The organism is Streptomyces sp. NPDC056948 (genome assembly GCF_042674225.1).
Taxonomy (GTDB): Bacteria; Actinomycetota; Actinomycetes; order Streptomycetales; family Streptomycetaceae; genus Streptomyces; species Streptomyces purpurascens.
This window is the reverse complement of sequence record NZ_JBHUQX010000101.1, coordinates 1-23,965: the sequence shown is the minus strand read 5'-3', so window position 1 is coordinate 23,965 and position 23,965 is coordinate 1. Positions and strand designations below refer to the sequence as shown.

21 protein-coding genes are annotated in these 23,965 nt (G+C 71.8%); 6 read left to right on the top strand and 15 right to left on the bottom strand.

Translation table 11 applies throughout. The features are described 5' to 3' along the window. The 5 genes from ACFTZL_RS15565 to ACFTZL_RS15545 all read right to left on the bottom strand — a co-directional run. A partial coding sequence (locus ACFTZL_RS15565; protein ID WP_382581973.1) for an ROK family protein occupies nucleotides 1-721 on the bottom strand: 721 nt, incomplete at its 3' end. After that, nucleotides 718-2,367: a dipeptide ABC transporter ATP-binding protein gene (locus ACFTZL_RS15560; protein ID WP_382581970.1), complete on the bottom strand. Its 1,650-nt coding sequence runs from the start codon at nucleotides 2,365-2,367 to the stop codon at nucleotides 718-720. The genes ACFTZL_RS15560 and ACFTZL_RS15565, both read right to left, overlap by 4 nt. Beyond that, nucleotides 2,364-3,239 carry an ABC transporter permease gene (locus tag ACFTZL_RS15555; RefSeq protein WP_382581976.1) on the bottom strand — a complete coding sequence of 292 codons (876 nt, stop codon included), beginning with the start codon at nucleotides 3,237-3,239 and terminating at the stop codon, nucleotides 2,364-2,366. The genes ACFTZL_RS15560 and ACFTZL_RS15555 overlap by 4 nt, the downstream gene beginning before the upstream one ends. 32 nt (nucleotides 3,240-3,271) lie before the next feature. Next, a complete protein-coding gene (locus ACFTZL_RS15550) occupies nucleotides 3,272-4,231 on the bottom strand; it encodes an ABC transporter permease (protein WP_382581967.1) in 960 nt (319 codons plus the stop codon). A gap of 3 nt (nucleotides 4,232-4,234) precedes the next feature. Continuing rightward, complete coding sequence (locus tag ACFTZL_RS15545) at nucleotides 4,235-5,980, bottom strand: peptide ABC transporter substrate-binding protein (protein WP_382581964.1); 1,746 nt, start codon at nucleotides 5,978-5,980, stop codon at nucleotides 4,235-4,237. Nucleotides 5,981-6,163: 183 nt separating this feature from the next. Here ACFTZL_RS15545 and ACFTZL_RS15540 point away from each other — a divergent pair, with 183 nt between their 5' ends. Next, complete coding sequence (locus ACFTZL_RS15540) at nucleotides 6,164-7,330, top strand: ROK family protein (protein ID WP_382581961.1); 1,167 nt, start codon at nucleotides 6,164-6,166, stop codon at nucleotides 7,328-7,330. A 62-nt stretch (nucleotides 7,331-7,392) separates the two neighbouring features. Next, nucleotides 7,393-8,886, top strand: a complete 1,494-nt coding sequence (locus ACFTZL_RS15535; RefSeq protein WP_382581958.1) for a M81 family metallopeptidase — start codon at nucleotides 7,393-7,395, stop codon at nucleotides 8,884-8,886. A gap of 9 nt (nucleotides 8,887-8,895) precedes the next feature. Here the strand turns inward: ACFTZL_RS15535 and ACFTZL_RS15530 are convergent, their stop codons facing one another. From ACFTZL_RS15530 to ACFTZL_RS15505, 6 genes are all read right to left on the bottom strand, one after another. Next, complete coding sequence (locus ACFTZL_RS15530) at nucleotides 8,896-9,480, bottom strand: ATP/GTP-binding protein (RefSeq protein ID WP_382581955.1); 585 nt, start codon at nucleotides 9,478-9,480, stop codon at nucleotides 8,896-8,898. Continuing rightward, nucleotides 9,467-9,826 (bottom strand): DUF742 domain-containing protein, encoded by a 360-nt coding sequence (locus ACFTZL_RS15525; RefSeq protein WP_382581953.1) that lies wholly within the window; start codon nucleotides 9,824-9,826, stop codon nucleotides 9,467-9,469. Before ACFTZL_RS15525 ends, ACFTZL_RS15530 begins: the two co-directional genes overlap by 14 nt. A gap of 1 nt (nucleotide 9,827) precedes the next feature. After that, nucleotides 9,828-10,259 (bottom strand): roadblock/LC7 domain-containing protein, encoded by a 432-nt coding sequence (locus ACFTZL_RS15520; RefSeq protein ID WP_382581951.1) that lies wholly within the window; start codon nucleotides 10,257-10,259, stop codon nucleotides 9,828-9,830. Nucleotides 10,260-10,273: 14 nt separating this feature from the next. After that, a complete protein-coding gene (locus ACFTZL_RS15515; protein ID WP_382581948.1) occupies nucleotides 10,274-13,072 on the bottom strand; it encodes a nitrate- and nitrite sensing domain-containing protein in 2,799 nt (932 codons plus the stop codon). Nucleotides 13,073-13,263: 191 nt separating this feature from the next. Then, nucleotides 13,264-14,268 carry a substrate-binding domain-containing protein gene (locus tag ACFTZL_RS15510; protein ID WP_382581945.1) on the bottom strand — a complete coding sequence of 335 codons (1,005 nt, stop codon included), beginning with the start codon at nucleotides 14,266-14,268 and terminating at the stop codon, nucleotides 13,264-13,266. Between the two features lie 214 nt (nucleotides 14,269-14,482). Continuing rightward, nucleotides 14,483-15,310: an SAM-dependent methyltransferase gene (locus ACFTZL_RS15505; RefSeq protein ID WP_382581942.1), complete on the bottom strand. Its 828-nt coding sequence runs from the start codon at nucleotides 15,308-15,310 to the stop codon at nucleotides 14,483-14,485. A 171-nt stretch (nucleotides 15,311-15,481) separates the two neighbouring features. On the opposite strand from ACFTZL_RS15505, the gene ACFTZL_RS15500 reads away from it, so the two are divergent. Together ACFTZL_RS15500 and mgtA are read left to right on the top strand one after the other, a co-directional pair. Then, entirely contained in the window at nucleotides 15,482-15,829 is a 348-nt protein-coding gene (locus ACFTZL_RS15500; RefSeq protein WP_189721913.1) for a metalloregulator ArsR/SmtB family transcription factor, read from the top strand. Further along, nucleotides 15,819-18,314 (top strand): magnesium-translocating P-type ATPase, encoded by a 2,496-nt coding sequence (mgtA, locus tag ACFTZL_RS15495; protein WP_382581939.1) that lies wholly within the window; start codon nucleotides 15,819-15,821, stop codon nucleotides 18,312-18,314. The genes ACFTZL_RS15500 and mgtA overlap by 11 nt, the downstream gene beginning before the upstream one ends. Here mgtA and ACFTZL_RS15490 read toward each other — a convergent pair. Further along, nucleotides 18,305-19,846, bottom strand: a complete 1,542-nt coding sequence (locus ACFTZL_RS15490; protein WP_382581935.1) for an LCP family protein — start codon at nucleotides 19,844-19,846, stop codon at nucleotides 18,305-18,307. The genes mgtA and ACFTZL_RS15490 overlap by 10 nt on opposite strands. 77 nt (nucleotides 19,847-19,923) lie before the next feature. Between ACFTZL_RS15490 and tatA the strand changes: the two genes are divergently transcribed. Further along, nucleotides 19,924-20,184, top strand: a complete 261-nt coding sequence (gene tatA / locus ACFTZL_RS15485; protein WP_382581932.1) for a Sec-independent protein translocase subunit TatA — start codon at nucleotides 19,924-19,926, stop codon at nucleotides 20,182-20,184. On the opposite strand, the gene ACFTZL_RS15480 is transcribed toward tatA, so the two are convergent. The 3 genes from ACFTZL_RS15480 to ACFTZL_RS15470 all read right to left on the bottom strand — a co-directional run bounded on the left by ACFTZL_RS15480 (nucleotide 20,141) and on the right by ACFTZL_RS15470 (nucleotide 22,671). Further along, complete coding sequence (locus ACFTZL_RS15480; RefSeq protein WP_382581930.1) at nucleotides 20,141-21,397, bottom strand: cytochrome P450; 1,257 nt, start codon at nucleotides 21,395-21,397, stop codon at nucleotides 20,141-20,143. The genes tatA and ACFTZL_RS15480 overlap by 44 nt on opposite strands. A gap of 144 nt (nucleotides 21,398-21,541) precedes the next feature. After that, nucleotides 21,542-22,000: a DUF6114 domain-containing protein gene (locus ACFTZL_RS15475; RefSeq protein ID WP_382581928.1), complete on the bottom strand. Its 459-nt coding sequence runs from the start codon at nucleotides 21,998-22,000 to the stop codon at nucleotides 21,542-21,544. Next, the gene (locus ACFTZL_RS15470) at nucleotides 22,000-22,671 is read right to left on the bottom strand and encodes a DUF6230 family protein (protein WP_382581925.1); all 672 of its coding nucleotides are present in this window, start codon (nucleotides 22,669-22,671) and stop codon (nucleotides 22,000-22,002) included. Before ACFTZL_RS15470 ends, ACFTZL_RS15475 begins: the two co-directional genes overlap by 1 nt. A gap of 632 nt (nucleotides 22,672-23,303) precedes the next feature. Here ACFTZL_RS15470 and ACFTZL_RS15465 point away from each other — a divergent pair. Then, nucleotides 23,304-23,945, top strand: a complete 642-nt coding sequence (locus tag ACFTZL_RS15465) for a Tat pathway signal sequence domain protein (RefSeq protein ID WP_382581923.1) — start codon at nucleotides 23,304-23,306, stop codon at nucleotides 23,943-23,945. Nucleotides 23,946-23,965: the final 20 nt, after the last annotated feature.

Here is a 23,965-nt window from a genome sequence, read left to right as displayed (position 1 = left end):
GGTCGGTTTCGCGGCCCTGGCCGGCCTCCCGGCCCCGGCCGGGAAGCTGTCCCCGGCCGGGTTCCTCGGCCCGTTCGGGTGGCCCGGCCTGGCTGACGCCCTCGACCTCTGATCCCGCCACTCGCTCGGCATACCTGGCCGCGATCGCACGCCCCGATGCCAAGGTCTCCAAGTGGCCGTGGCCCCCGCATGTGCAGCGCAGGTCGCCGAAGCCGGGGACGTGGCCGATCTCGCCTGCCGCTCCGTTCGGGCCGTCGTGCAGCCGGCCGTCCAGCCACAGCGCTCCGCCGACCCCGGTGCCGAGCGTCATGCCGAGGACATGCGGCTCACCCGCCGCGGCGCCCCCCACGACCTCGCCGCGCAGGAACGCGTTCACGTCGTTGTCCAGGTAGGCGGGTACGCCCAGCCCCTCCTGGACCGTCGCCGTCACCGGGAAACCGGCCCAGTCGCGGAAGGAATCGCTGGCCACGAGGATCCGGCCGGCCCGGGCGTCCACCACGCCCGCCGCGCCGACCCCGACGCCGAGCAGCCGCGCCGGAGTACGGCCGAGGAGCAGCCGTACGGCGTCCAGCGCCGCGCCCGTCATCGCGCTGCCGCCCTCGGCCGCCGGTGTGGGCACGGCCACGCGGTCCACGACTCCGAGATCCGCCGCGCACAGCACCACCTGGGTGGTCGTCCCGCCGATGTCGACACCGGCGACGACCTCGACAGCGCCGGTCACGCCGTGGCCCCCGTCCCGAGGGCCGCCGCCCGGCGCCGCCGTTGCAGCACCGGATCCGGCACCGGCACGGCGGCGATGAGCCGCCGTGTGTACTCCGTCTCCGGGTGCGACAGGGTGGACAGGGTGGGCCCTTGTTCCACCACGCACCCCGCCCGCATCACCACCACCCGCCGGGCGAACTCCTGCACCACGGCCAGATCGTGCGACACGAACAGACAGGCGAACCCGAGCTCGCGCTGCGACTCGGCGATCACCTCCAGCACCGTCCGCTGCACGCTCACATCCAGCGCACTGGTCGGCTCGTCCGCGACCAGCAGCCGCGGCTGCAGCACCAGCGCCCGCGCCAGACTCACCCGCTGCCGCTGACCCCCGGACAGCTCACGCGGCCCCCGGCCCGCCAACTCCGCCGGCAACCGCACCAGTTCGAGCACCTCGGCGACCCGCGCCCGCCGCTCGGCCGCCGGCATCCCACGCCGGTGCACCCGCAGCGGCTCGGCCACGCACTCCGCGACACTCATCCGCGCGTCCAGCGACGCCACAGGGTCCTGGAGCACCACACCCACCCCGGACAGCAGCGAACGACGGCGCCGCCCCCGCACCCGGCGCAGATCGCCGCCGAACAGCGACACAGTCCCGGACGACGGCCGGACCAGCCCCAGCGCGACCCGCGCCGCCGTCGACTTGCCGGACCCGGACTCGCCGACCAGGCCGACCGTCTCACCGGGACGGACGGTGAGGGACACGTCCTCGAGAGCCTGCACGGCACGCGGCCCCCGCCCGAACCGCACGGAGACGTCCCGGAGTTCGACCACCGCGTCCTGCGAGGGACGCTCCGGAGGCGGTGGCCCTGCCTTCGGCTCGCCCACCGCCAGTCGCGGCACCGCCGCCAGCAGTCCCCGGGTGTACTCGTGCCGCGGCCGCAGCAGCACCTCCTCCACCGTCCCGGTCTCCACGATCTCGCCCCGCAGCATCACGGCCACCCGGTCGGCGAAGTCCGCGACCACGCCCATGTTGTGCGTCACGAGCAGCACCCCCGTGCCCGAGTCGGCCGCGAGACCCCGCAGCAGGTCCAGGATCCCGGCCTGCACGGTGACATCGAGGGCCGTGGTCGGCTCGTCCGCGACCAGCAGCCCCGGCGAGTTGGCGATCGCCATGGCGATGACGACCCGCTGCCGCTGCCCGCCCGACAACTGGAACGGGAACGCCGAGGCCCGCCGCTCCGGCTCCGGAATGCCCACCCGGCGCAGCAGCTCCACCGCCTCCCGGGCGGCCTCGGCACGCGACACCCTCCGGTGGTTGCGCAGGACCTCGGTGATCTGCGCGCCGACCCGGGTCAGCGGGTCCAGTGCCGTCGCGGGCTCCTGGAACACCATCGAGGCCGTACGGCCGCGCATCCGGGCCAGTTCGGCCTCGGGCGTGCCGACGACCTCGGCACCGTCGACCGTGACGCTCCCGGAGACCCGGGCACTGCCCGGCAGCAGTCCCAGCGCGGCCAGCGCCACCGTCGACTTCCCCGACCCCGACTCGCCGACCAGCGCCAGCGTCTCCCCGGGCCGGACCCGCAGCGACACGTCCCGCACGGCGGGCACCTCACCGGTGCCGGTCGTGAAGGTCACGCCCAGCTTCTCGATCTCCAGGATGCTCACGCACGCCCCTTCACGTCGAAGGCGTCGCGCAGCCCGTCGCCGATCGCGTTGAACGCGCACACGACGAGAATGATCGCGAGGCCCGGCGGAACGATCAGCCACCAGCGCCCGGAGTACGCCGCCGTCAGACCGGCCGACAGCATGCCGCCCCAGTCCGTCGCCGGCGGCTGGACACCCAGGCCGAGATAGGACACATACGCCACGAGCAGGATCGCGTCGGCGATCTGGAACGTCGCCGCGACCACGATCGTGGACACCGAGTTGGGCAGGATGTGCCGGCCGATCGCCCGCCCGTGCGTCCCGCCGATGGCGCGCAGGGTCAGCACGTAATCCCGGCTCTTCAGCGTCAGTGTCTCCGCCCGCACCAGCCGCGAGGGCACCAGCCACGACACGACCCCGAGAATCACGACAAGACCGAGCGGCCCCGGATCGGTGATGGCGGACACCACGAGCAGGATGAACAGCGCGGGAATCGCGATCCCCGCGTCCACGACCCGCATCATCACGGCATCCACCCAGCCGCACGCGTACCCCGCGACGGCTCCCCAGAGCGTCCCGATGACGGTCGCCAGCAGCCCGGCGGCAAGCCCCACCAGCAACGAGATCTTCCCGCCGTACATGAGCCGCCCGAGCTGATCGTGCCCGACGGCGTCGGTACCGAGCCAATGGGCTGAGCCGGGCGCGAGGTTCACCTGGGAGAGATCCGTATGAGTCTGATCGGTGGAGTACACCAACGGCCCGACGAAACAGAACAGAAGGAAGAGAACCAGGACCGCAAGCCCGGCCATGGCGAGCTTGTTGCGCGCGAAGCGCGCGGCTTTCAGGGGCGCGGGGCTGTTTCCATTTGCGGCTCCGCCGCGGGGCCCGAGCAACCCCCACCGGCCCGCGGCAAAAACACGACGACTCACACCCGCCCCTCCTTCACCCGAGGATCCACAACCCGCTGCACCACATCCGCCAGCAAGGTCCCCACCACCGTCGCGACAGAAATGACCAGCACACACCCGAGCAACACCGGGTAATCAGAAGACTGCGCCGCACTCCAGAACAGCAGCCCCATCCCCGGGTAGTTGAAGAGCTGCTCAACCACCAGCGCACCCCCGAACAACACCGGCACGTAATACCCGAGCATCGCGATCACCGGTGTCAGCGAATTCCGGAACACATGCCGGAAGAGAATCGCGTACTGCCCGGCCCCACCCGCCCGGGCCGTGCGGACATAGTCCTCGGAGAGGTTCTCCAGCGTCGAAGCCCGCATGTACCGGCTGAACACCGCCACCATCGACGCCGCCCCCGTCACCACCGGCAACACGAGCCCCACCGGATCCGCGAACACCTGCCCCAGCGTGTCCCCCTGCGGCGCCTGGGAGGGGAACCAGTTCAGCGTCTGTGTGAACAGCAGGATCAGCAGCAGCCCCAGGAAGTACACGGGCGTGGAGTACGCGACGAAGCTCAGCGTGGTGACGACGTAGTCCACCGGCTTGTTGCGCCGCACCGCCTGCCACATGCCCAGCGGCACCGCCAGCAACAGTCCCACCACCGCGGACAGCACGGTCAGGACGAGTGTCTTCGGCAGACGCTGGGTGATGAGCCGGGACACCGCCTCGTTGAGCGTGTACGACGTGCCGAGGTCGCCGTGCAGCAGGGTGCCGAGGTAGTGGACGTACTGCACGGGCAGAGGCCGGTCCAGCCCCTGCTCTTGATTGAACGCGGCGATCTGCTGGGCCGTCGCCTGCGGGCCGAGGATCCCGCGTGCGGGACCCCCGGGCAGCGCGTGCAGCAGGCAGAACACCACGACCGTGACGAGGAGGATGACGACGAGGGCCTGGAGGACCCGCCGGGTCAGGTACCAGACGGTGTCCATGGCTCAGTCGGTCCACTTCCACTGGGCGGGGTGGAAGTTGGCGAGGGAGTCCTGGGAGAAGCCGCCGAGGCCCTTCCTGACGACCGAGATCTGGTAGACGGGCTCCGGCAGCCAGATCACCGGAAGATCCTTGGCGAGGGCCTCACTGTACTTCTGGATCGCCTGGTTCGAACTCGACGTCGTGGACGCGGAGATGAGCTTGTCCACCTCCGGGTTGGAGTAGCTGCCGAAGTTCGAGCCGCCGCCGGTCTGGAACAGCGAGTCGCCGGTCGGGAACGCCGGGAAGTACCAGCTTCCCGCCGTACCGAAGAAGGACAGCTGCCACGAGCAGACGGGCTGGTTCGCCTTGCACTGCGGGGTCTGCGACAGCACCGAGTTGACCGGGGCCGTCTTGATGGAGAACGTGATGCCGGTCTTCGCGAGGGAGGACTGGATCGCGCTCATCATGTTGTCCGTCACCGTCGAGCCGGACTGCGACAGCACCCGCATCTCGAACTTCGTCCCCTTGGCGACACCCGCACCGCACTTCGCGGGTTCGGTGCACGTCATCACGCCGCCCTGCTCGCTCCAGCCGTGCTCGGTGAGCAGGGCGCGTGCGGCATCCGTCGAGTACGGGTACGGGTTGCTCTTCTGCGCGGGTGAGACGAAGTCGGAGGCCTGTCCCTGCGGGACGGGTCCGTAGCCGGCCACCGCGGTGCCGTTGAAGATGACTTTCGCGAGGCTCGCCTGGTCGATGGAGCGCTGGACGGCCTGCCGGGCGTACGGCTGCTTGAACACCGCGCCCATCCGGGGGTTGTTGAAGTTGTACGGCATGTAGGTGATCGCCCAGCCCGACCACGGCTTCACCTCGTAGCCCCGTGCGGTGAAGCTCTCCTTCTGGTCGAGGTCGCCCGCCTCGATGTAGCCGTAGTCGACGGTGCCGGAGCGCAGCGCGTTCTTCTCGGCGTCCGCGGTGGTGAACGGCAGCAGGTTGACGGTCGGGATGTTCGCCTTCTCGCCGCCGTCGTACTTCTTGTTGGCGGTGAGGACGACCTTGCCGGCCGTGGAGAAGGACTTCACCGCGTAGGGGCCGCTGATGGTCTTCCACAGCGGGTTCGTCGCGTAGTCGCCGATGTTCTTCGCGGCGTTGTTGAGGGCGGTCCACACCTGCTTCGGGTCGCCGCCCTTGCCCCAGACGTGCTGGGGGAGCGGCGTGATGGAGTTCAGCTCGTTGGCGAGCATCCACTGCGGGTTGTAGGCCTTGTCGAAGGTGATCGTGAAGTGGCGGTCGTCGGTCGCCTTGAAGGACGTCCAGTTGTCGGGCGCCTGGCCCGGGTTGTAGCCCGCCCACTCCTTCTTGTTGGCCTTGATGAGGTCGAACCAGAACTTCACGTCGCGGGAGGTGATGGGCTTGCCGTCGCTCCAGTGCCGGTCGCCCAGCGTGATCCGCACGCTCTTGTCGTCCGGGGCGAAGTCGGCCGCGGTGGCGACGGATCCCTTCTTGTTCCAGGCGATCTTGCCGGTCGAGCCGTCGTAGGCGATGAGCGGCTCCCACAGGGTGTTCGCGATGGAGATGTTGTTGGTGTTCAGATGGGCCGCCGTCCCGATCGGCAGGATCCAGTTCGGCGTGAAGTTCGCGGGCAGCGCGTAGTCGATCGAGTCGCGGGACGACGCGGACGACGTGCCGCTCGTCCCGGAGCAGCCCGCGAGCAGCAGCGTGCCCGCGCCGAGGGCGGCACCGGTGAGCAGTCTCGTGCGAGCAGGGGACATGGCTCTCCTCGGGGACAGAAGCCGGGGTCGGGGGGGGTGGAGCCAGTGAACGCCTGCTGTGTTCGAAGAAACAGACGTGCATGGGTAAAAAGTCTGTTTCTGCTGTTCTGGAAAAAGCCGCGAGAGGGTCTTTCTGGCCTACGCTCACTGCTCCGGCCGGCCGCTGACGGAAGTAACGCATCCATGCCTGAAAAAAGTGCTCCGTTGAGCGGACGTGTCCTGGAACTCCTCGCCTCCGGGCAGGCGTCGACCCGCACCGAGCTGGCGCAACTGCTCGGTGCCGCGCCCTCGACGGTGTCGTTCACGGTGAGCCAGCTCATGTCCCACGGACTGGTCGCCGAGGAAGGCACGGTGTCCTCCACCGGCGGGCGTCCGCGCAAGGTGCTGCGGCTGGGCGGCAGCGACGGGTTCGCGGTGGCGGCCGAACTCGGCGGCCGCCACGCCCATGTGGGCGTCGTCCTGCCCGGCGGCGGACTCACCGACGTCTCCACCGTGCCGTTCCCGACGGACCACGGCCCCGAGGCCGCCCTGCCCGGGCTGGCCGAGACCCTCCTCGCGCTCGCCGAGCAGCACGGCCGGCACCTGCTCCGGGGCGTCGGCCTGTCGCTGCCCGGACCGGTCGACGTCGCCACCGGCGTCGTCACGCTCCCGTCCCGGATGCCCGGCTGGAACCGCTTCCCGGTCCGCGCCTGGCTGGAGGAGCACTTCGGTGTCCCGGCGGCCATCGAGAACGACGCCAACTGCATGGCCGTCGGCGAACACACCGTGCAGCCGCCCGAGCGCCGCCAGTCGATCATGGTGAAGACCGGTACGGCGATCGGCGCGGGCGTCATGGCCGACGGCCGGCTCTACCGGGGCGGTTCCGGCGCCGCCGGCGAGATCACCCACGTCCGCGTCGAGGCCGGCCACGACATCCCCTGCTCCTGCGGCAACACCGGCTGCCTGGAGACCGTCGCCTCCGGCGCGGCCCTGGTGCGCATCCTGCGCGCCCGCGGCCTCGACGTGGCCTCCACCGAGGACGTCGTACGCCTCGCCTCCGACGCCGACCCCGAGGCGACCCGCGCGGTCCGGCAGGCCGGGCGCTACCTCGGCATGGTGCTGGCCGCCAACGTCAACTTCTTCAACCCCGACGCCGTGTACCTCGGCGGCATCCTCTCCACGTTGGAGCCCTTCGTGGCCGCCGTGCGCAGTCAGCTCTACGAGGGCTGCCACCCGCTGGTGACCGAGCACCTGGTGATCGAACGGGCCAGCCTCGGCGCCGACGCCGGGCTCGTCGGCGCGGGCCAGTTCGCCCTCCAGCGGGCCCTGGCCCACGCCCTGCACACGGCCACCGGCACCCCGCACCCCTGAGCCACCGCGTCTCGCGCCCCTGAGCCACCGGCATCCGTCACCCCTGACATCCCGGAGGAGCCATGTCCGTACCGTCCCGCCCCGTGATCGCGATCGCCGGACTCGGTATCGAGTCGTCGACCTTCTCCCCGGCCCGCACCGAGGCCCCGGCCTTCCACCCGCAGCGCGGCGCCGACGTCCTGACGCGCTATCCGTTCCTCGCCCCGGGACAGCCGCTCCGGGACGCCGCCGACTGGCGCGGCGCCCTCGTCGGCAAGGCCCTGCCCGGCGGCACGGTGACGGCGGCGGCCTTCGCCGAGCTGTCCGGGGAACTCCTCGACCGGCTAAGGGGGTTGGGCCCGCTCGACGGCCTGTGGTTCGACATCCACGGCGCCATGACGGTCGAGGGACTGGACGACGCCGAGGCGGTGCTCCTGGCCCGGATCCGCGAGGTGACAGGACCGGACGTCATCGTGTCCACCTCCATGGACCTGCACGGCAATGTCTCCCGCGACCTCGTCCACCGCACCGACCTGATCACCTGCTACCGCATGGCCCCGCACGAGGACGCCATGGAGACCAAGGAACGCGCCGCCCGCAACCTCGTCGAGCACCTCGTGAGCCGGGCGCCTCGGCCGGTCAAGGCGTGGGTGCCGGTGCCGGTGCTGCTGGCCGGGGAGCAGACCTCGACCCGGATCGAACCGGCCAGGAGCCTGTACGCGGCCGTGGCGGAGGTCGCGGCGGCCGACGGGGTGACGGACGCCGCGGTCTGGGTCGGCTACGCGTGGGCGGACGAACCGCGCAACCGGGCCGCGGTCGTGGTCACCGGCCCCGATCCGGACGCCGTCGGCACGGGCGCGGAGCGCCTCGCCCACGGCTTCTGGGCGGCCCGGCACGACTTCGCCTTCGTGGCCCCCACGGGCACCCTCGACGCGTGCCTCGACGCCGCCCTGGCCTCCGCGTCGCGCCCGTACTTCGTCAGCGACACCGGCGACAACCCCACGGCGGGCGGCGCCGGCGATGTCACGTGGGGCCTCGAACAGGTGCTGGCCCGACCCGAGTTCAAGGACCCGTCCGGTCCGTCCGTCCTCTACGCGTCCCTGCCGGGCCCGGACGCCGTGGACACGGCCGTGCGGGCGGGAGTCGGCGCGACGGTCACCGTCACCGCCGGTGCCGGCGTCGACGACCGGCACGCCGGGCCGCTCACCCTGACCGGCGTGGTGCACGCCGTCCGGCACGGCGACCGGGACGCCGAGACGGAGGTCGTGCTGCGGGTCGGGAGCGTGCGCGTGATCCTCACCCGGCTGCGCAAGCCGTACCACCACGAACACGACTTCACGAACCTGGACCTGGACCCGCGCAGCGCCGACGTGGTCATCGTCAAGATCGGCTACCTGGAGCCCGAGCTCTTCGCCATGGCCGCCGACTGGAAGATGGCCCTCACACCGGGCGGCGTCGACCAGGAGCTCACGCGTCTCGGTCACCACCGCGTCCACCGGCCGATGTTCCCCTTCGACCCGGAGATGGCCGACCCGGACCTCACGGCCCGGATCGTCCCGCCTTCCCACGAGCCCTAGACACCGGCCCTAAGCCTGGACCGCCGACGCGATCAACTGGTCGATCAGGGCGATCAGCACGTCGCGGCACGACTCCCGGTCCCGCGCGTCGCAGAGCAGCACCTGCACATGCTCGGGCACCGCGAGCGCCTCCCGGATGTCCTCCGGCGGATAAGGGTGCTTGCCGTGGAAGCCGTTGACCCCGACGACGAACGGGATCTCCCGGCGTTCGAAGAAGTCGATCGCGGCGAAGCTGGACTCGGGTCTGCGGACGTCGACCAGGACCACGGCGCCGAGCGCGCCGAGCGCCAGGTCGTTCCACATGAACCAGAACCGCTGCTGCCCCGGCGTGCCGAACAGGTACAGCACCAGTTCCCGGCTGATGGTGATTCTGCCGAAGTCCAGGGCCACGGTGGTGGCCCGCTTCTCCTCGATGCCGTCGAGGTCGTCGATGTCCAGACCGGCGATGGTCAGGGGTTCCTCGGTGCGCAGCGGGGCGATCTCGCTGACCGACCCGACCATGGTGGTCTTGCCCACGCCGAAGCCGCCGGCGATGAGGATCTTGACCGTGTCGGGTGCCGAGGACGCGTCTGTGACGGGGTCAGAGCCGGCCAAGGCCGTCCCTCACTTTCTGCAGCAGGTCCAGGTCCGGAGTGGTACGGGAAACGAGGCGCGGCGGGCGGACGGTGATCCGGCCCGCCTCCAGCAGGTCGCAGAGCAGAATGACGACCACGCTCACCGACAGGTCGAGCCGGGCGGCCAGCTCCGCCACGGCGACCGGCTCGGCACAGAGCCGGAGGATCCGGGTGTGCTCGGGCTGGCACCGGGCCGCGGTGGCCGGCGGCGGATCGACCGCGGTCACCGTCGCGATGAGCGTGAAGTCGGCACGGCTGGGCCGGGTCCGGCCACCGGTCAGGGCGAACGGTCGTACGAGCCGGCCCGCCGAATCGCCTTCGCCCACCTCACACGCCTGGGTCGACGACGGGTCCGGCCATGCCCCGCGGTGCCGCGCTGAGGTGCTCGCCGATCTTCTTCACCAGCATGTTCATCTGGTACGCCACCACACCGACGTCCGCGCCCGGGCCGGTCAGCACGACCAGATGGGCGCCGGGGCCGGCGGAGGTCAGGATCAGATAGCTGTTGGCCATCTCGATGAGCGCCTGGCGCACCGGACCGCCCCGGAAGTCCATGCTGACGCCCTTGCTCAGGCTCATCAGACCGGACGCGGTCGCCGCGAGCCGCTCGGCGTCGTCGCGCAGGAACCCGGTGGACCTGCTGACCACCAGGCCGTCCTCGGAGAGCACCACGGCCTGGTTCACGTCGGCGACCCGCTCCACGAGTCCGGTCAGCAGCTGGTCGAGCTGGGTGTGCGTGGCGGGGATGGGGCGTGTCATTGCGGTGTCCTTCGTCAGCGGTCGGCGGGCGGAGTCGAGGGGACGGAGTCGGCGGCGGCCTGCCGGGGTGGTGCGGCCGGGTCCTCGTCACGGGCCCGGAGCGTGCCGCGCTGGAAGCCGGCCAGGGAGGAGGCGGCGGCTTCCGCGGTGAAGTCGTCGAGGGAGGCGTCGTCGCCGTCGGGCGCGGTCTCTTCGCGCAGTTCCTCGACCAGGCTGGTCTGCGGCACACGACGGGGCAGCGGGGCGAGACCGCCCCCGCGCGGGGTGGAGGCACCGGCGGGTACCGACCGGGCCGCGGCGAGCGACCGCGACTCGCGAGCGGAACCGGCGCTGCCGGCGCTGCCGCTGGCACCGGTGGCCCTCTCGGCCACCTCGGCCCGCCCGGCACCCACCGACTTCTGCCGGCCACCGCCCGAGCGTTGCCCGTCGCCCGAGCGTTGCCCGTCCGTCGAGCTTCGCCCGTCGCCCGTGCGTTGCCCGTCTCCGGAGTTCTGCCCGTGGCCCGAGCCTCGCCCGTCCGTCGAGCTTCGCCCGTCGCCGGAGCGCTGCCCGTGACCCGAGCCATGCCCGTCCACCGAGTTCTCCCCGTCGCCCGAGCTTCGCTCGCCCACCGAGCTTCGCCCGGCCTCCGAGCTCTGCCCGTCGCCCGAGTCCCCTCCGTCGTCCGAGCCCCGTCCGTCCACCGAGCTCCGCCCGTCGGCAGCGCCGCGTTCGTCGTCCAAGCCTTGCCCGTCCACCGAGCCCTGCCCATCCTCCGGGCCTTCGCCGTGCTTAGGCCTGCTCGCGGCCGGGGCGCCCGTGCCCCGAGGGCCGCCGAGAGCCGTCAGGCTGTGCGTGCCGTTCAGGGTCTTCATGTTCCGGGCGTCGGATGTGCCGGTGGCCGGGATCTCCCGGACCACGATGTCGTGCGGTATCAGCACGATCGCCGTGGTCCCGCCGTACGGCGACAGGCGCAGGGTGACGGCGATGCCGTGCCGGTGGGCAAGCTGGGCTATCACGAACATGCCGAGGCGCAGGTCGTCGGCGAGCGCGACCACGTCGAACTGCGGGGGCACCGCGAGCTGTTCGTTGAAGGACGCGTAGTCCTCCTCCGACATACCGAGGCCGCGGTCCTCGACCTCGACGGCGAGCCCCTTGGCCACCATCCCGGCCCGCACCGTGACGGGGCTCGGGGCGGGGGAGTACGCGGTCGCGTTGTCGATGAGCTCGGCCAGCAGATGGATGACGTCGGCGACCGCGGGCGGGGCGACGTACACCTCCTCCTCGGTGTGCACCTCCACCCGCTGGTACTCGGCGACCTCGCCGACCGCGCTGCGCAGGATGTCCATCAGCGCGACCGGCTCGGTCCAGCTACGGCCCGGCCGTTCGCCGCTGACGATGACGAGGTTCTCCTCGTAGCGGCGCAACTGGCTGGCCGTGGAGTCCAGTTCGTACAGGCCCTTGAGGATGTCGGGGTCGCTGTGCTCGCGCTCCAGCGCGTCCAGCTTGCTGAGCTGGAGGTTGACCAGGTTCTGGCTCTGCCGGGCGATGCCCAGGATGATCTTCTGGAAGCCGCGCCGGGTGTCGGCGAGTTCGACCGCGGTGTGCACGGCCGTGCGCTGGGCGGTGTTGAACGCCTGGGCCACCTGGCCGAGTTCGTCGTGCCCGTAGTCCAGCCGGGTCGTCGCCGACTCCGGGTCGACCGTCTCGCCCCGCTCCAGCCGCGCCACCACGTCCGGCAGCCGCTCCTTCGCCAGGCTGAGCGTGGCCAGGCGCAGACCGCGCAGCCGCCGGGACAGCGAGCGGGTGATCCGCCAGGACATGCCGACGCACAGCAGCAGCGCGAGCAGCCCGCCGGCGCTCAGCGACGCCGCCTTGATCAGCGTCCCGTCGGCCTTGTCGGCGCTGCGCTCCAGCAGTCCCGTCGTCTGCCGCTCGATGAGACTCGCGTAGTGCGCGGACAGCTTGTCCATGGCGGCGTTCCACCGCTTCTGCGTGTCCGGCAGGGCGATCCGGTCCGCGTCGGTGCCGGAGTTCCGGGCCGCCAGCACCTGGTCCTCGATCGACTCCAGCGTCCGCCACTCCGGGCTCGCCAGGATCCGCTCGGTCTGTGCCTTGGCTTCGCCGGTGAGCTGGGGCACCACCTGGTCCTGGACCAGCCAGCGCCGGGTGTTCACGAGTTCCGCGTACTGCACCCACGCCTTGTCGTCCAGATGCCCGGACGGCCAGGCCAGGGTCAGCTGCGCGTCCTCCCGGGAGACCAACTCCGCCGCGTGCTCCAGCGCGACCAGCGGGCCGGCCTGCGAGGTGAGGTCGCCGTCGTCGACCTGGGAGAGCTCCTGGAAGGCGTGGATCTGGTCGTCGATGATCGAGGAGTACTGGTCCAGCGCCTGCTGGGGGGTGATGTCGGTGGGGTCGTCCACCTGGTCCCGGTAGTACTCCAGGCTGCCCACCGAGCCCAGCACCGAGTACAGCCGGTCGGAGACGCGGGAGGGCGCCTTCTCGATCGCGTCCGCCTGCCCGACCAGCTTCGCGACGGCCTTGTCGGTGTCCTCGCGCTGCGCGTCGAGGGCGGTCCGGGAACCGTGCGGCGAGGCCAGCCAGGCGGCCGACAGGCTGCGTTCCCGCTGCAGCGCGAGCGTCGCGTCGGTGCCCATGGCGCCGGTCGACCGGCTCAGCTCCGTCTGGTCCCGCAGCCGCAGGCCCTCCGAGAACATCTGGATCGTCGTCACACCCCACATGGCGGCGAGGGTGACGCTGGGCACCAGGGCCAGCAGCCACAGGGAGAGGCGTATGGAACCGAGACGGCGCCGGGCACCTGTCCGTCGAGACATCGTCGTCCTAGGGCGATCAGCGGGGAGCGAGGAACGGGGAAGCGGAACGGTCGGGGAGGGTGGGGGACGGGCGCGGGAGTGGGGGCGTGCCGGGCGTGGCACATGGGATGCGCAGGATGTTATCCGTACAAGTGGGCGTGCGAACCGGGCCTGACCGAATCTTTGGCGACACCGTCACAGGAAGTGTCCGGTCACCGGGTCCCGGCGGCGGCGAACCGTGCCACAGCGGACACGTTCGACCTGGTCACGAACGCGGGACCGGTGAGCACCGGAGCCGTCCCGCCGCCGCTGATGTTGCCGTTGGTGCGGTACAGCCACAGGGCGTCCACGGCGAGGTAGCCCTGCAGATACGGCTGCTGGTCCACGGCGAACTGCACATCGCCGTCCTGGACCGCCTTGACGAGGTCCTTGTTGAGGTCGAAGGTGGCCACCTCGGCTCTGCTGCCGGCCTGCTCGACGGCCTTGACCGCGCTGACCGCGAACTGGGCGCCGTTGGTGACGACCTCGTCGATGCTCGTGTCCTGCCGCAGCCGGGACGCGATCGTGGCGGTCACCGCGTTCAGGTCGGTGCCGTCCACGTACAGGTTGTCGGTGTCGCCGCGGAACGTCTTCTTCACGCCGGCACAGCGGGCCTCCAGCGCCACGTTGCCCCGCTCGTGCACCACGCACAGGGCGTGCTTGGCCTTGACCTCGTCCAGCTTGTCGCCGACGGCCCGGCCGGCGACGGACTCGTCCTGGCCGAAGTACTCCAGGAGTCCCGTCGGCCGCCAGGCGTCGATGCCGGAGTTGAGCCCGACGACGGGGATGCCGGCCGCCTTGGCCTGGGCGACCGGGCCTCGCATCGCCGCCGGCTTGGCCAGCGTCACGGCGATGCCGTCGACCTTGTCGCGGACCGCGTCCCGCACCAGCGTGGCCTGCGCGGCCGGGTCGGAGTCGCCGGCGTACGTCAGGTCGATGCCGTCCTTGGCGGCCGCCGCCTGGGCGCCTCTGCGCACCAGGTCCCAGAAGGCGTCGCCCTTGCCGCCGTGGGTGACGAGGGCGACCTTCATCCCGCCGCCGGACCGGTCTGCCGTGTCCGCTCCGTCGTCGGCCGCGCCGAGGACGGAGCAGCCGGACAGCAGCAGACACGCGGCGGAGGCCAGGGCCACGAATCGGGAGGGTCTCACGGCGGTGGGCTGCGGGGGCGGAGTGTTCATGGGGGGTGGACCTCGCTGTGCGGCCGAGCAAGAGCAGGGTGAGAGCACAGCGGGGCCGTGAACGTGCACGACCCGATGACTCTCTCTGGCCCGGAGCCAACCGTGTGTGACCACTGGTCGTCAAGTGAGCGGCCACAAGCCGTGAGTTGATGCTGCCGCATCGTGATGATCCGTCCGACGGGCCGAACGGCGAGGTCAGGGTCCCTTTTTCCGGCTACGGCTTGCGCGCCACCGCCCCGTACATCGCGATGTCCTCGTCCCGGATCTCGACACCGTTCTTGACACCGTCGTTTTCCGTACCGTCCGTGCGGTTCGGGCGCCACTTGTGGACCTGCGCGATGCCGGGCTCCACCAGGTCGAGACCCTCGAAGAACTCCGCCGCCTCGGGCAGGGTGCGCAGCCGCATCGGCATGCCGCGCGCGGCGTACTCCCGGGCCACCCGGCCGACCTCGTCGGGGGCGAAGTCGGCGGTGCCGACGGACATCGCGAGGCAGCTCCCCGACGGCAGCGGGTCGAGGAGCCGGCGGACGATGCCGACGGCGTCGTGCTCGTCCAGCATGAAGTGCACGATCGCGATGACGGTCAGCGCGACCGGCTCCGACAGGTCGAGGGTCTCCCGGAAGCCGGGGGCGCCGAGGATGGCCGCCGGGTCGCGCATGTCCGCCTCGACGTACGCCGTCCTGCCCTCGGGCGTGCCGGACAGCAGGCCCTGGGAGAGGGAGAGGACGAGCGGGTCGTTGTCGACGTAGACGACCCGTGCGTCCGGGGCCGCCGCCTGGGCGATCTCGTGCAGGTTGGGCGAGGTCGGGATGCCGGTGCCGATGTCGAGGAACTGGCGTATCCCCGCCTCGGCTGCGAGATGCCGCACGGCGCGGTGCATGAAGTCGCGGTTGGCCCGCATGTGGACCGGTAGGGCGGGCCACTCACGGCACATGGCGTCGCCCGCCTCCCGGTCCGCGGGGTAGTTGTCGTCGCCGCCGAGGATGTAGTCGTAGATCCGCGCGGAGTGCGCGCTCTCGGTGTCGATACGGTGCTCCGGCATCCGGGCCTCCCTGTACGCAACTCGCCTGTCACCGGCCACAGTTGGACCGATGGGCGATTCCATCACTCCTGGCCCCGCGAGGGAAGAAACGGCTTTCCGAGGCGGGTGCCGCGGGCCGCCTAAACTGGTGCGGCTCACGGGACGACGCAGACGACGAAAGGGGCGGCGACGGTGGCGGCAGCCGGCAGTGGCTTCGAGGACCCGTCCGCCGACGTGCTCGCCCAGGCGGCCGCGGCCTTCGGGCTGCTGGCCTCGCCCGCGCGGCTGCACATCGTCTGGGCGCTGGCCCAGGGCGAGAGCGATGTGACCGGGCTCGCGGAGCGGGTCGGCGGCGCGCTGCCCGCGGTCAGCCAGCACCTCACCAAGCTCAAGCTGGCCGGCCTCGTCCGCTCCCGCCGCGAGGGCCGCCGGCAGGTCTACTACGTCGACGACCCGGACATCGTCGACGTCGTACGGCTCCTGGTGGGCCGGCTCACCGACCGCGCCGCACCGGCGCGCCGCCGGCTCCATGGCCTCTGAGACCGCCGGGGGCACCACCCTGGAGGTGCTGCGGCGGCTGGAGTCGGGGCCGCGGGGCCTGACCGACGCGGAGGCCGCGGCCCGGCTCGCCGCGTGCGGCGAGAACACGCCGCCGGAGGCACGCACGCCGGGCCGGCCCCGCCGCTGCGCGCACGCCCTGCGCGACCCGTTCACCGCCGTCCTGCTCTGCCTCGGCCTGGTCTCCGTCGCCGTCGCGTCCTGGGGCACCGGGGTGGTCGTCCTCGCCCTGGTCGCGGTGAGCTGCGTGCTGCGCGCGACCGGGGAGCACCGAGCCGACCGGTCCATGTCCGCCCTGCGCGACCTGGTCGCCGGCACGGCCACGGTGCTCCGCCGCACCGACGGCCGGGAGCCGCCGGAGTCCCGGGAGGTCCCGGTCGCCGAACTGGTCCCCGGCGATGTGATCCGCCTCGGCCCGGGAGACCTGATCCCGGCGGATCTGCGTCTGCTGCGGGCGCGGGGGCTCACGGTGCACCAGGGCGTCGTGACCGGGGAGTCGGCGCCGGTGGACAAGAGGGCGGCGGACGGGACGGGCGAGTCCCTCCTGTGCTTCCAGGGCAGCACCGTCGCCTCGGGCACCGCCACCGCCGTCGTGGTCGCCACCGGCACCGGGACCCGGTTCGCCGCCGCTCACCGGCAGCCCGCCGCGCGCCGGGAGGGCGGGGCCTTCGACCGGTCCGTGCACGGGATCTCCTGGGTGCTGATCCGGTTCATGCTGCTGACCCCGCCCCTGGTGCTGATGGCCAACGCGGCGCTGCGCGGACGCGGCCTGGAGACACTGCCCTTCGCCGTCGCGGTCGCCGTCGGTCTGACGCCCGAGATGCTGCCGGTGATCGTCACCACCTGTCTGGCCCGGGGCGCCGCCCTCCTGGCCCGCACGCACGGCGTCATCGTGAAACGGCTGCCCGCGTTGCACGACCTGGGCGCGGTCGATGTGCTGTGCGTCGACAAGACCGGCACGCTCACCCAGGACCGGCCGGTCGTCGAACGGTCCCTCGACCCGGCCGGCCGGGACGACCCGGAGGTGCTGCACTGGGCCGCCGTCGGCGCCTGGTGGACCCTCCAGCTCGCCGAACTGCCCGCCCCCGACGCCCTCGACGAAGCCCTGCTGGAGGCGGCCGGGCCGGTGGGCGAGGAGTACGACGGGGTGGACGCCGTGCCGTTCGACCCGGCACGGCGGATCTCGACGGCGGTGGTACGCGGCTCCCTCGGACGGCACACGGTCGTCGTCACCGGTGCCGTCGAGGCCGTACTGGAGCGCTGCGCGACCGAACCCGAAGAGCGCGACCGGGTGCTCGCCCTCGCCGCCCGGGAGGCGGACACCGGGCTGCGGGTGCTGGCCCTCGCCACCGCCGACCGCCCCGCCGCCGCGAGCCCGCCGACCGACCCCCGGGGCTTGGCCTTCCGGGGCCTGGTGACCTTCCGGGACACCCTCGCCCCGACCGCCGCCGAGGCACTGCGCGGCCTGGCCGACCGCGGCATCACCGTCAAGGTCCTCACCGGCGACCACCCGGCCACGGCGGCCCGGGCCTGCCGGGAACTGGGCCTGGACCCGGGGCGGGTACGGACCGCCGCACAACTGGAAGACGCCGAGGCCGTCGACGCGGCGACCGTGGTCGCCCGCTGCACCCCTCAGGACAAGGCCCGCATCGTCGCCGCCCTGCGCGCCGCCGGGCACACCGTCGGGTTCCTCGGCGACGGGGTGAACGACGTGGCCGCGCTGCGCGCCGCCGACGTCGGTCTCGCGCCCCGCTCCGCCGTCGGCGTGGCCCGGGAGAGCGCCGACGTCGTCCTCGCCGAGAAGGACCTCACGGCGATCGGTCACGCGGTCACGGCCGGCCGGCACGCGAGCGGCAACATCGCCTCGTATCTGCGCGTCACGCTCTCCTCCAACCTGGGCAACGTCGTCGCCATGCTCGCCGCGGGACTGCTCCTGCCCTTCCTGCCGATGCTCCCGGCCCAGGTGCTCGCGCAGAACCTGTGCTTCGACGCGGCCCAGCTCGCCTTCGCCCACGACCGTCCCGGCGCGGCGGCGCTGCGCGGCCCGGCCGTGCTGCGGCCGCGCTCCTTCCTCCGGTTCGTCACCGGCTTCGGCCTGCTCAACGCGCTCGCCGACCTCGCCACCTTCGCCGTCCTCGCCCTCGCGCTCGACGGCCCCGACGCCGTGGACGACGAGGCCGTGTTCCACTCCGCCTGGTTCACCGAGAACCTGCTCACGCAGGCCCTGGTGATGCTGCTCCTGCGCACCGGCCGGCGCGTCGGGGGGAGCCGGGTGCCGGGCCCGGTCGGCGTGGCGGCGGCCGGCCTCGCCGCCGTCGGTCTGCTGCTGCCGCCGAGCCCCCTCGGCGGCGCCCTCGGCATGACGGCCCTGCCCGCCGCGTACTACCTGCTGCCCGCCGTGGTGCTCGGTCTGTACGCCCTGGCCCTGACGGCGGCCAGGGCCAGGCACCGGCGGCGTCAGCCGTAGGTGAGGTTCGAGCAGGGGTTGTCGTCCGCCGAACGGGCCCCGTCGGCGACCTCGGACGGTACGGAGGTCGGAGCCGGAGACGCGGTCGCTGACGGGCTGTCGGCGTAGGACTGCCCCAGTACGACACTGATCCCGCTGCCGGTCACGGATCGGAGCTCGGCGCCGGGGAAGGCCGCCGCGACGGTCCGGGCCCGGTCCTCGAGGCCCGGGCCGTACTCGACCAGGGTGGTCGTGTGGTCCTGGGCGGACGCCGTCGCCGTACCCGTGACGGTGAAGCCGTCCGCGGTGAGGGCCTCGGCGGCGCGGGCGGCCAGACCGGGGACGGCGGTGCCGTTGTAGACGGCGACTTCGACGCCGTCACCGGAGACCGACGCGGGGGGTGCGGAGGCGGAGGGAGAGGCGTCAGGGGAGTGAGAACCCGACGCTCCGGTCTGCTTTCCGCCGGCGTCCTTGCCGTCGATCGTGCGGTCGGCCTTGAGCGCGGCCCACAGGGCGTCGGCGTCCGGCTGCACGATCGCCACCCGGGAACCCTCGTAGCGCCAGGGCAGGGTGACGAACTTCGTGTTGTGCAGGTCGATGTCCTTCAGGGACATCGCGAACGAGATCAGCTTGTCGGCGGAGCCGAGGCCGGGGTCGACGGTCAGCGACTCGGTGGCGGCGTCGGCCAGTGGCAACAGCCGCGTCGGGGTGAGGCCCTTGCTCTTCACCTCCTTCAGCAGACTGGCCACGAACGCCTGCTGCCGCTTGATCCGGCCTATGTCGCTGCCGTCGCCGATGCCGTGCCGGATCCGGACGTAGTCCAGTGCCCGCTGTCCCGACACGGTCTGCTCGCCCTTGTGGAACAGCAGCTTGCCGGGGGCGGTGAGGTGCGGGTCGAGGTCGTTCTCGTGCACGTCCTGCGGCAGGCACACCCGCACTCCGCCCACCACCTCCGTCAGCCGTGCGAAGCCCTTGAAGTCGACGACGACGGTGTGGTCGACCCGCAGCCCGGTGAGCTGTTCGACCGTGTTCTGGGTGCAGGCGGGGTTGCCCTTGGCGGTCTGGCCGACCGAGTACGCGGCATTGAACATCGTGTCCGGCTGCGCCTTCGTCCAACTGCCGTCGGACAGTCTGCAGGACGGGACGGTGACCAGGGTGTCGCGCGGGATGGAGACGGCGAGGGCGTGCCGGTGGTCGGCGTAGACGTGCAGCAGGAACGCGGTGTCGGAGCGGCCCACGTCGTCCTTGTCGCCGCCGCCCAGCGCGCTGTTGCCGCCCGTGCGGGTGTCGGAGCCGATGACCAGGATGTTCTCGCCCTTCGACGAGCCGGCCGCGGGGCGGTTGTCGGAGAGGCCGCCGGAGTCGAAGGTGCTGATGTTGCCGTCCAGCTTCAGATACAGCCAGCCGGCACCGCCCGCGGCGAGCACGAGCAGGGCCAGGCAGACCAGGAGGGCGACGCGTGGGGCGCGGCGGCGACCGCGCCGCCGCCTCTGGTCCCGGGGCGCGGCCCGGTGCCGCGGTGGCTCTGTCCTGCGCGTACTGCTGACCGTCATCGGCGTCTGCTTGCCTCTCACCCGGGGGTTGTACAGTTGCGCAATGTAGCAACTGTTGAAGAGAGGGAGGGCATGACGTGCTGCGCAACGGACTGGAGCCCTGGCATCTGCTGATCGTGGCGATCGTCGTGATCGTCCTGTTCGGCTCGAAGAAACTGCCGGACACGGCGCGTTCACTCGGCCGCTCGATGCGGATCCTCAAGAGTGAGGCGAAGGCGCTGAAGGAGGAGGGCGCCGGGGGACCGGCCTCCGGAGAGCCTGACCTCCGGGATCCGGCGCCCTCCGCGGCGCCCGTCAGCCCGTCAGAACCGGCAGCGTCCGATGGCCGTGGGAGATGAACGAGTCCACCGGCCGCAGCTCCTCGGCCGGTACGGCCGGCGTGAGGCCGGGGAACCGCTCGAACAGGGCCGGCAGGGCCACGCGCGCCTCCAGCCGGCCGAGCGGGGCGCCCAGGCAGTGGTGGACGCCGTACCCGAAGGCCAGATGGTCCTTCGCGGCGCGGGTGACGTCGAAGACGGCGGCGTCCGGGCCGTGGTGCTCCGGGTCGCGTCCGGCGGCGGCGTACGCGGCGAGGATCGCCTCGCCCTTGCGGATCACCGCGCCGTCCGGGCCGCCCAGTTCACCGAGGGGCAGATCCTCGACGGCGTACCGCAGCGGCAGGCTGGCCACCGGTGCCTCGGCGCGCAGGGTCTCCTCGATCACATCGTCCCAGGAGGCGCGCCCGTCGCGGACGTGCGCGAGCTGGTCGGGGTGGGTGAGCAGCGCGTGGACGGCGTTGTCGAGCAGGTTGACCGTCGTCTCGTGACCGGCGCTGATCATCAGCATCAGCGTGTCGAGCAGTTCCTGCTCGCTGAGCCGCGTACCGCTCTCCTCCTCGTGGGCCGCGATCAGCGCGGAGGTGAGGTCGTCGCCGGGTGCCGCCCGTTTCGCGGCGACGAGTTCACCGAGGACGGCGTAGAACCGCGCGTAGATGTCGGCGACCTCGGCCGCGTCGGCCGAGGTGTGGAAGACGCCGTCCACCACGATCCGTAGCTCGTCCCCCAACTCCTCGGGCAGCCCCAGGAGTTCGCCGATGACCTGGATGGGCAGCGGGTAGCAGAACTCCTCCCGCAGATCGACCGCGTGGCCGTCCGCGCCGCCGCCGGCCCCGGCCTTCGCGACCCGGTCGAGCAGCGCCGCGGTGATCTCCTCGATCCGTGGCCGCAGCGCGTTGGTGCGGCGGCCGGTGAACGCCTTGGAGACAAGGGTGCGCAGCCGTTTGTGGTCGGTGCCGTAGGCCGTGAACATGTTCTGTACCGCGACCCAGGTGAACAGCGGCCAGTCCGGTGAGACCTCGCCGTCGATCCAGCGCTGCCAGTGCCGGCGCGGGTCCTTCGACACCCGTGGGTCGGTGAGCAGCCGTTTCAGAAGCGAGGTGTCGCTGACCGCCCAGGCCGGGACACCGTGGGGGAGTTCGACGGGGGTGACGGGTCCGCGCTCGCGGATCCGGGTCGCCTCGCCGTGGATGTCGCGGCCGGTCGGGTCGATCACAATCGGGTGCGTCTGATCCATCGGACTCTCCCTGGGCTGACGGCTGTTCGTACGCCGCGCGCACGCCTCGTGGGCGAGAGCGCGACACGTCCAGCCAAGTGGCCCCGACCGGGCGACGCCAGGGGGTGGAGAATCACTGGCCTGAAGAGGATTGCTGGGCCTGATTCAGACGGTCTGGCCGGCCTCCCGCTCCAAGGGCCGCGCCACGGCCCGCGCTGCCTTGGCTGCCTTCCTGCGCTGCCGCCGGCTGATGCGCGGCTCCTGGTCGGGGAGCCAGCCGAAGGTGAGGCAGCTACCGACGACGCCCAGGAGCATGCCCACGAAGAAGCCGCCCAGGTTCGAGGTCATCCAGGTCGCCAGGGAGACCAGCACCCCGATGACCGAGTAGAACAGGCGCTGGGAGGGGTTGAAGAGGATCAGTACGCCGCACAGCAGCATCACGGCCGGAAACAGATAGCCGGCCAGACCCTGCATACCGACGTGCAGGATGACGTCCAGGGACGCCTTCAGGGTGAGCAGGACCTCCGCCCCGCCCAGGGTGAGCAGCAGCCCGCCCCAGAAGGGACGGCCCGCCCGCCACCTGCGGAAGGCGGGCCGGACGTTCCCGCGTGAGCCGCCGGGCATCAGCAGCCCGACTCGCTGAAGCCCAGCTTCAGCCCCGGCAGCTTGAACACACCGGCCGTCGTGGCGTAGTTGGTCTGCCGCAGGTTGGCGATGCGCACGGTGTCGGACTGCTGGCTGAACACGCCGATCGGCCCGCGGCCCAGCTCCCCGGCCTTGTTGAGCTTGCTGGCGTCGTTGCCGATCTCGATGTTGGTGAAGGCCGCGTCGCCCGAGAGCTGGGTGGAGTCGGTGGTCAGGTCGGTGGCCCGGACCTTCTTCGCACCCTCGCCCGCCCTGATGATCAGGTTCGTGCCGCCCAGGTCCACGCTCTGGCACAGCTTGGTGAGCGTCGCGTCCTTGATCACGGAGGTGACGACCAGGACCTGACCGCCGGTTTCACCCGCGTTGGGGCTGCCCTCGGCCATCTCGTCCAGACCGCCGAACTGGGCGAAGCCGTTGCCCTTCAGCTCGGTGGCGGTGACCGTGAAGGGCATGCCGGAGATGGCGAACTGCACGCCCAGCGCCCCCTCGGCGGTGAGGACCGCGAGGCCCGCGGCGACCAGGGTGGCCGGCACCGCCATCACCGCGGCCCGGCGTGCCCGGACCCGCCCGCGGCGCGCGGGAACGTCACCGACGTCCGTGGCGGCGGGACCGTCCGGTCTTTCGGGGGTGTGCTCGGCGGAGGAGGTCATGTCTGCTCCAGGTGCGTGTCGGTGCGGATCGGACTTCGGTGGCACGTTGCCCTGGCGCGGACACCGACCGCGTACGTACGTCTCCCCGCAACTCCCGGCGGTCGCAAGGGCTTTCTCGTTACGTCGCAGTAGCCGACTCGGAAGTTACCGGGGGTTACATGAGCGGTCAAGGGAAGTGTGAACAAAGAGTGTTGAATGTGCGCCGCATGTGAGTCACCGCTGTTCGGAAACTCTCAACGCACGCACAACTCCCTTGGAAAGCCTTGACGTTGACTGACCGGTAGGTCTACAACTCTCCTCGTCTCACCGGATCCGTGGCGCCGGATCCGCCGCGCGGCACCGTCCGCGCGCCCCGGACCGCCCGTCCCGGACGGGCATCTCGCCGCCCGGTGCGTCCGCACGGGCTTTCCATCGCCCGAGTCACCCTTCACGGCACGGCCGCTCCCCCTGGATCCGCGCCATCAGCCACCCCCCGCCCGGCCCGGCCGGAGCCGCGTCCTCGTGCGTGCCTCCGGCCGGTGACCGGACTGCCGCTGCCGGTCCGTCACGTACGGAGAAGGCGTGACGGACCGGCAACGGCGGACGCCGCAGCGCGTCCCCCTCACCCCCGCTTCCGAAAGAGGTACACCCGCATGCGTACACGCACCCTGCTCGCCCTCACCGCCGCCGTCGCCGCCCTGGGCCTCGCCGCCCCCGCCTCGGCGGCCGACACCCCGGTCCTGACCACGACCGACGGCGCGGCCGTCGCGGTCGGCGACGTCCTCGACGCGTCCCTGGCGAGCCGCACCGCCGCCACCTTCTACTCCAGCGCGACCGGCACCAGCGGCATCTCGTGCACCTCCTCGGCGTTCTCCGCCAAGGTCACCGCCAACCCGGCCGCCCCGGGCACCGCCACCGAGTCCCTCGCCTCGCACACCTTCGACACCAGCGGCTGTACCACCAACGTCGTCGGTTCGCTCGGCGTCAGCGGCATCACCGTCGACAACCTGCCCTACACCGCCAGCGTGTCCTCCGACGGCACCGTCTCCGTGACCCCGGGCGCGAGCTCCGCCATCCAGTCCACGGTCAAGCTGCGCACCCTGCTGGGCAGCATCACCTGCGTCTACCAGGCACCGAGCCTGACCGGCACGGCGAGCAACGCCGACCACAGCATCTCCTTCACCAACCAGCAGTTCACGAAGGTCTCCGGTTCGTCGCTCTGCTTCAGCAACGCCTTCTTCACCGCCAAGTACGCCCCGGTGACGAAGGGCGGCGTGGCGATCAACGTCAACTGAGCTTCCGGCAAGGTCGGTTC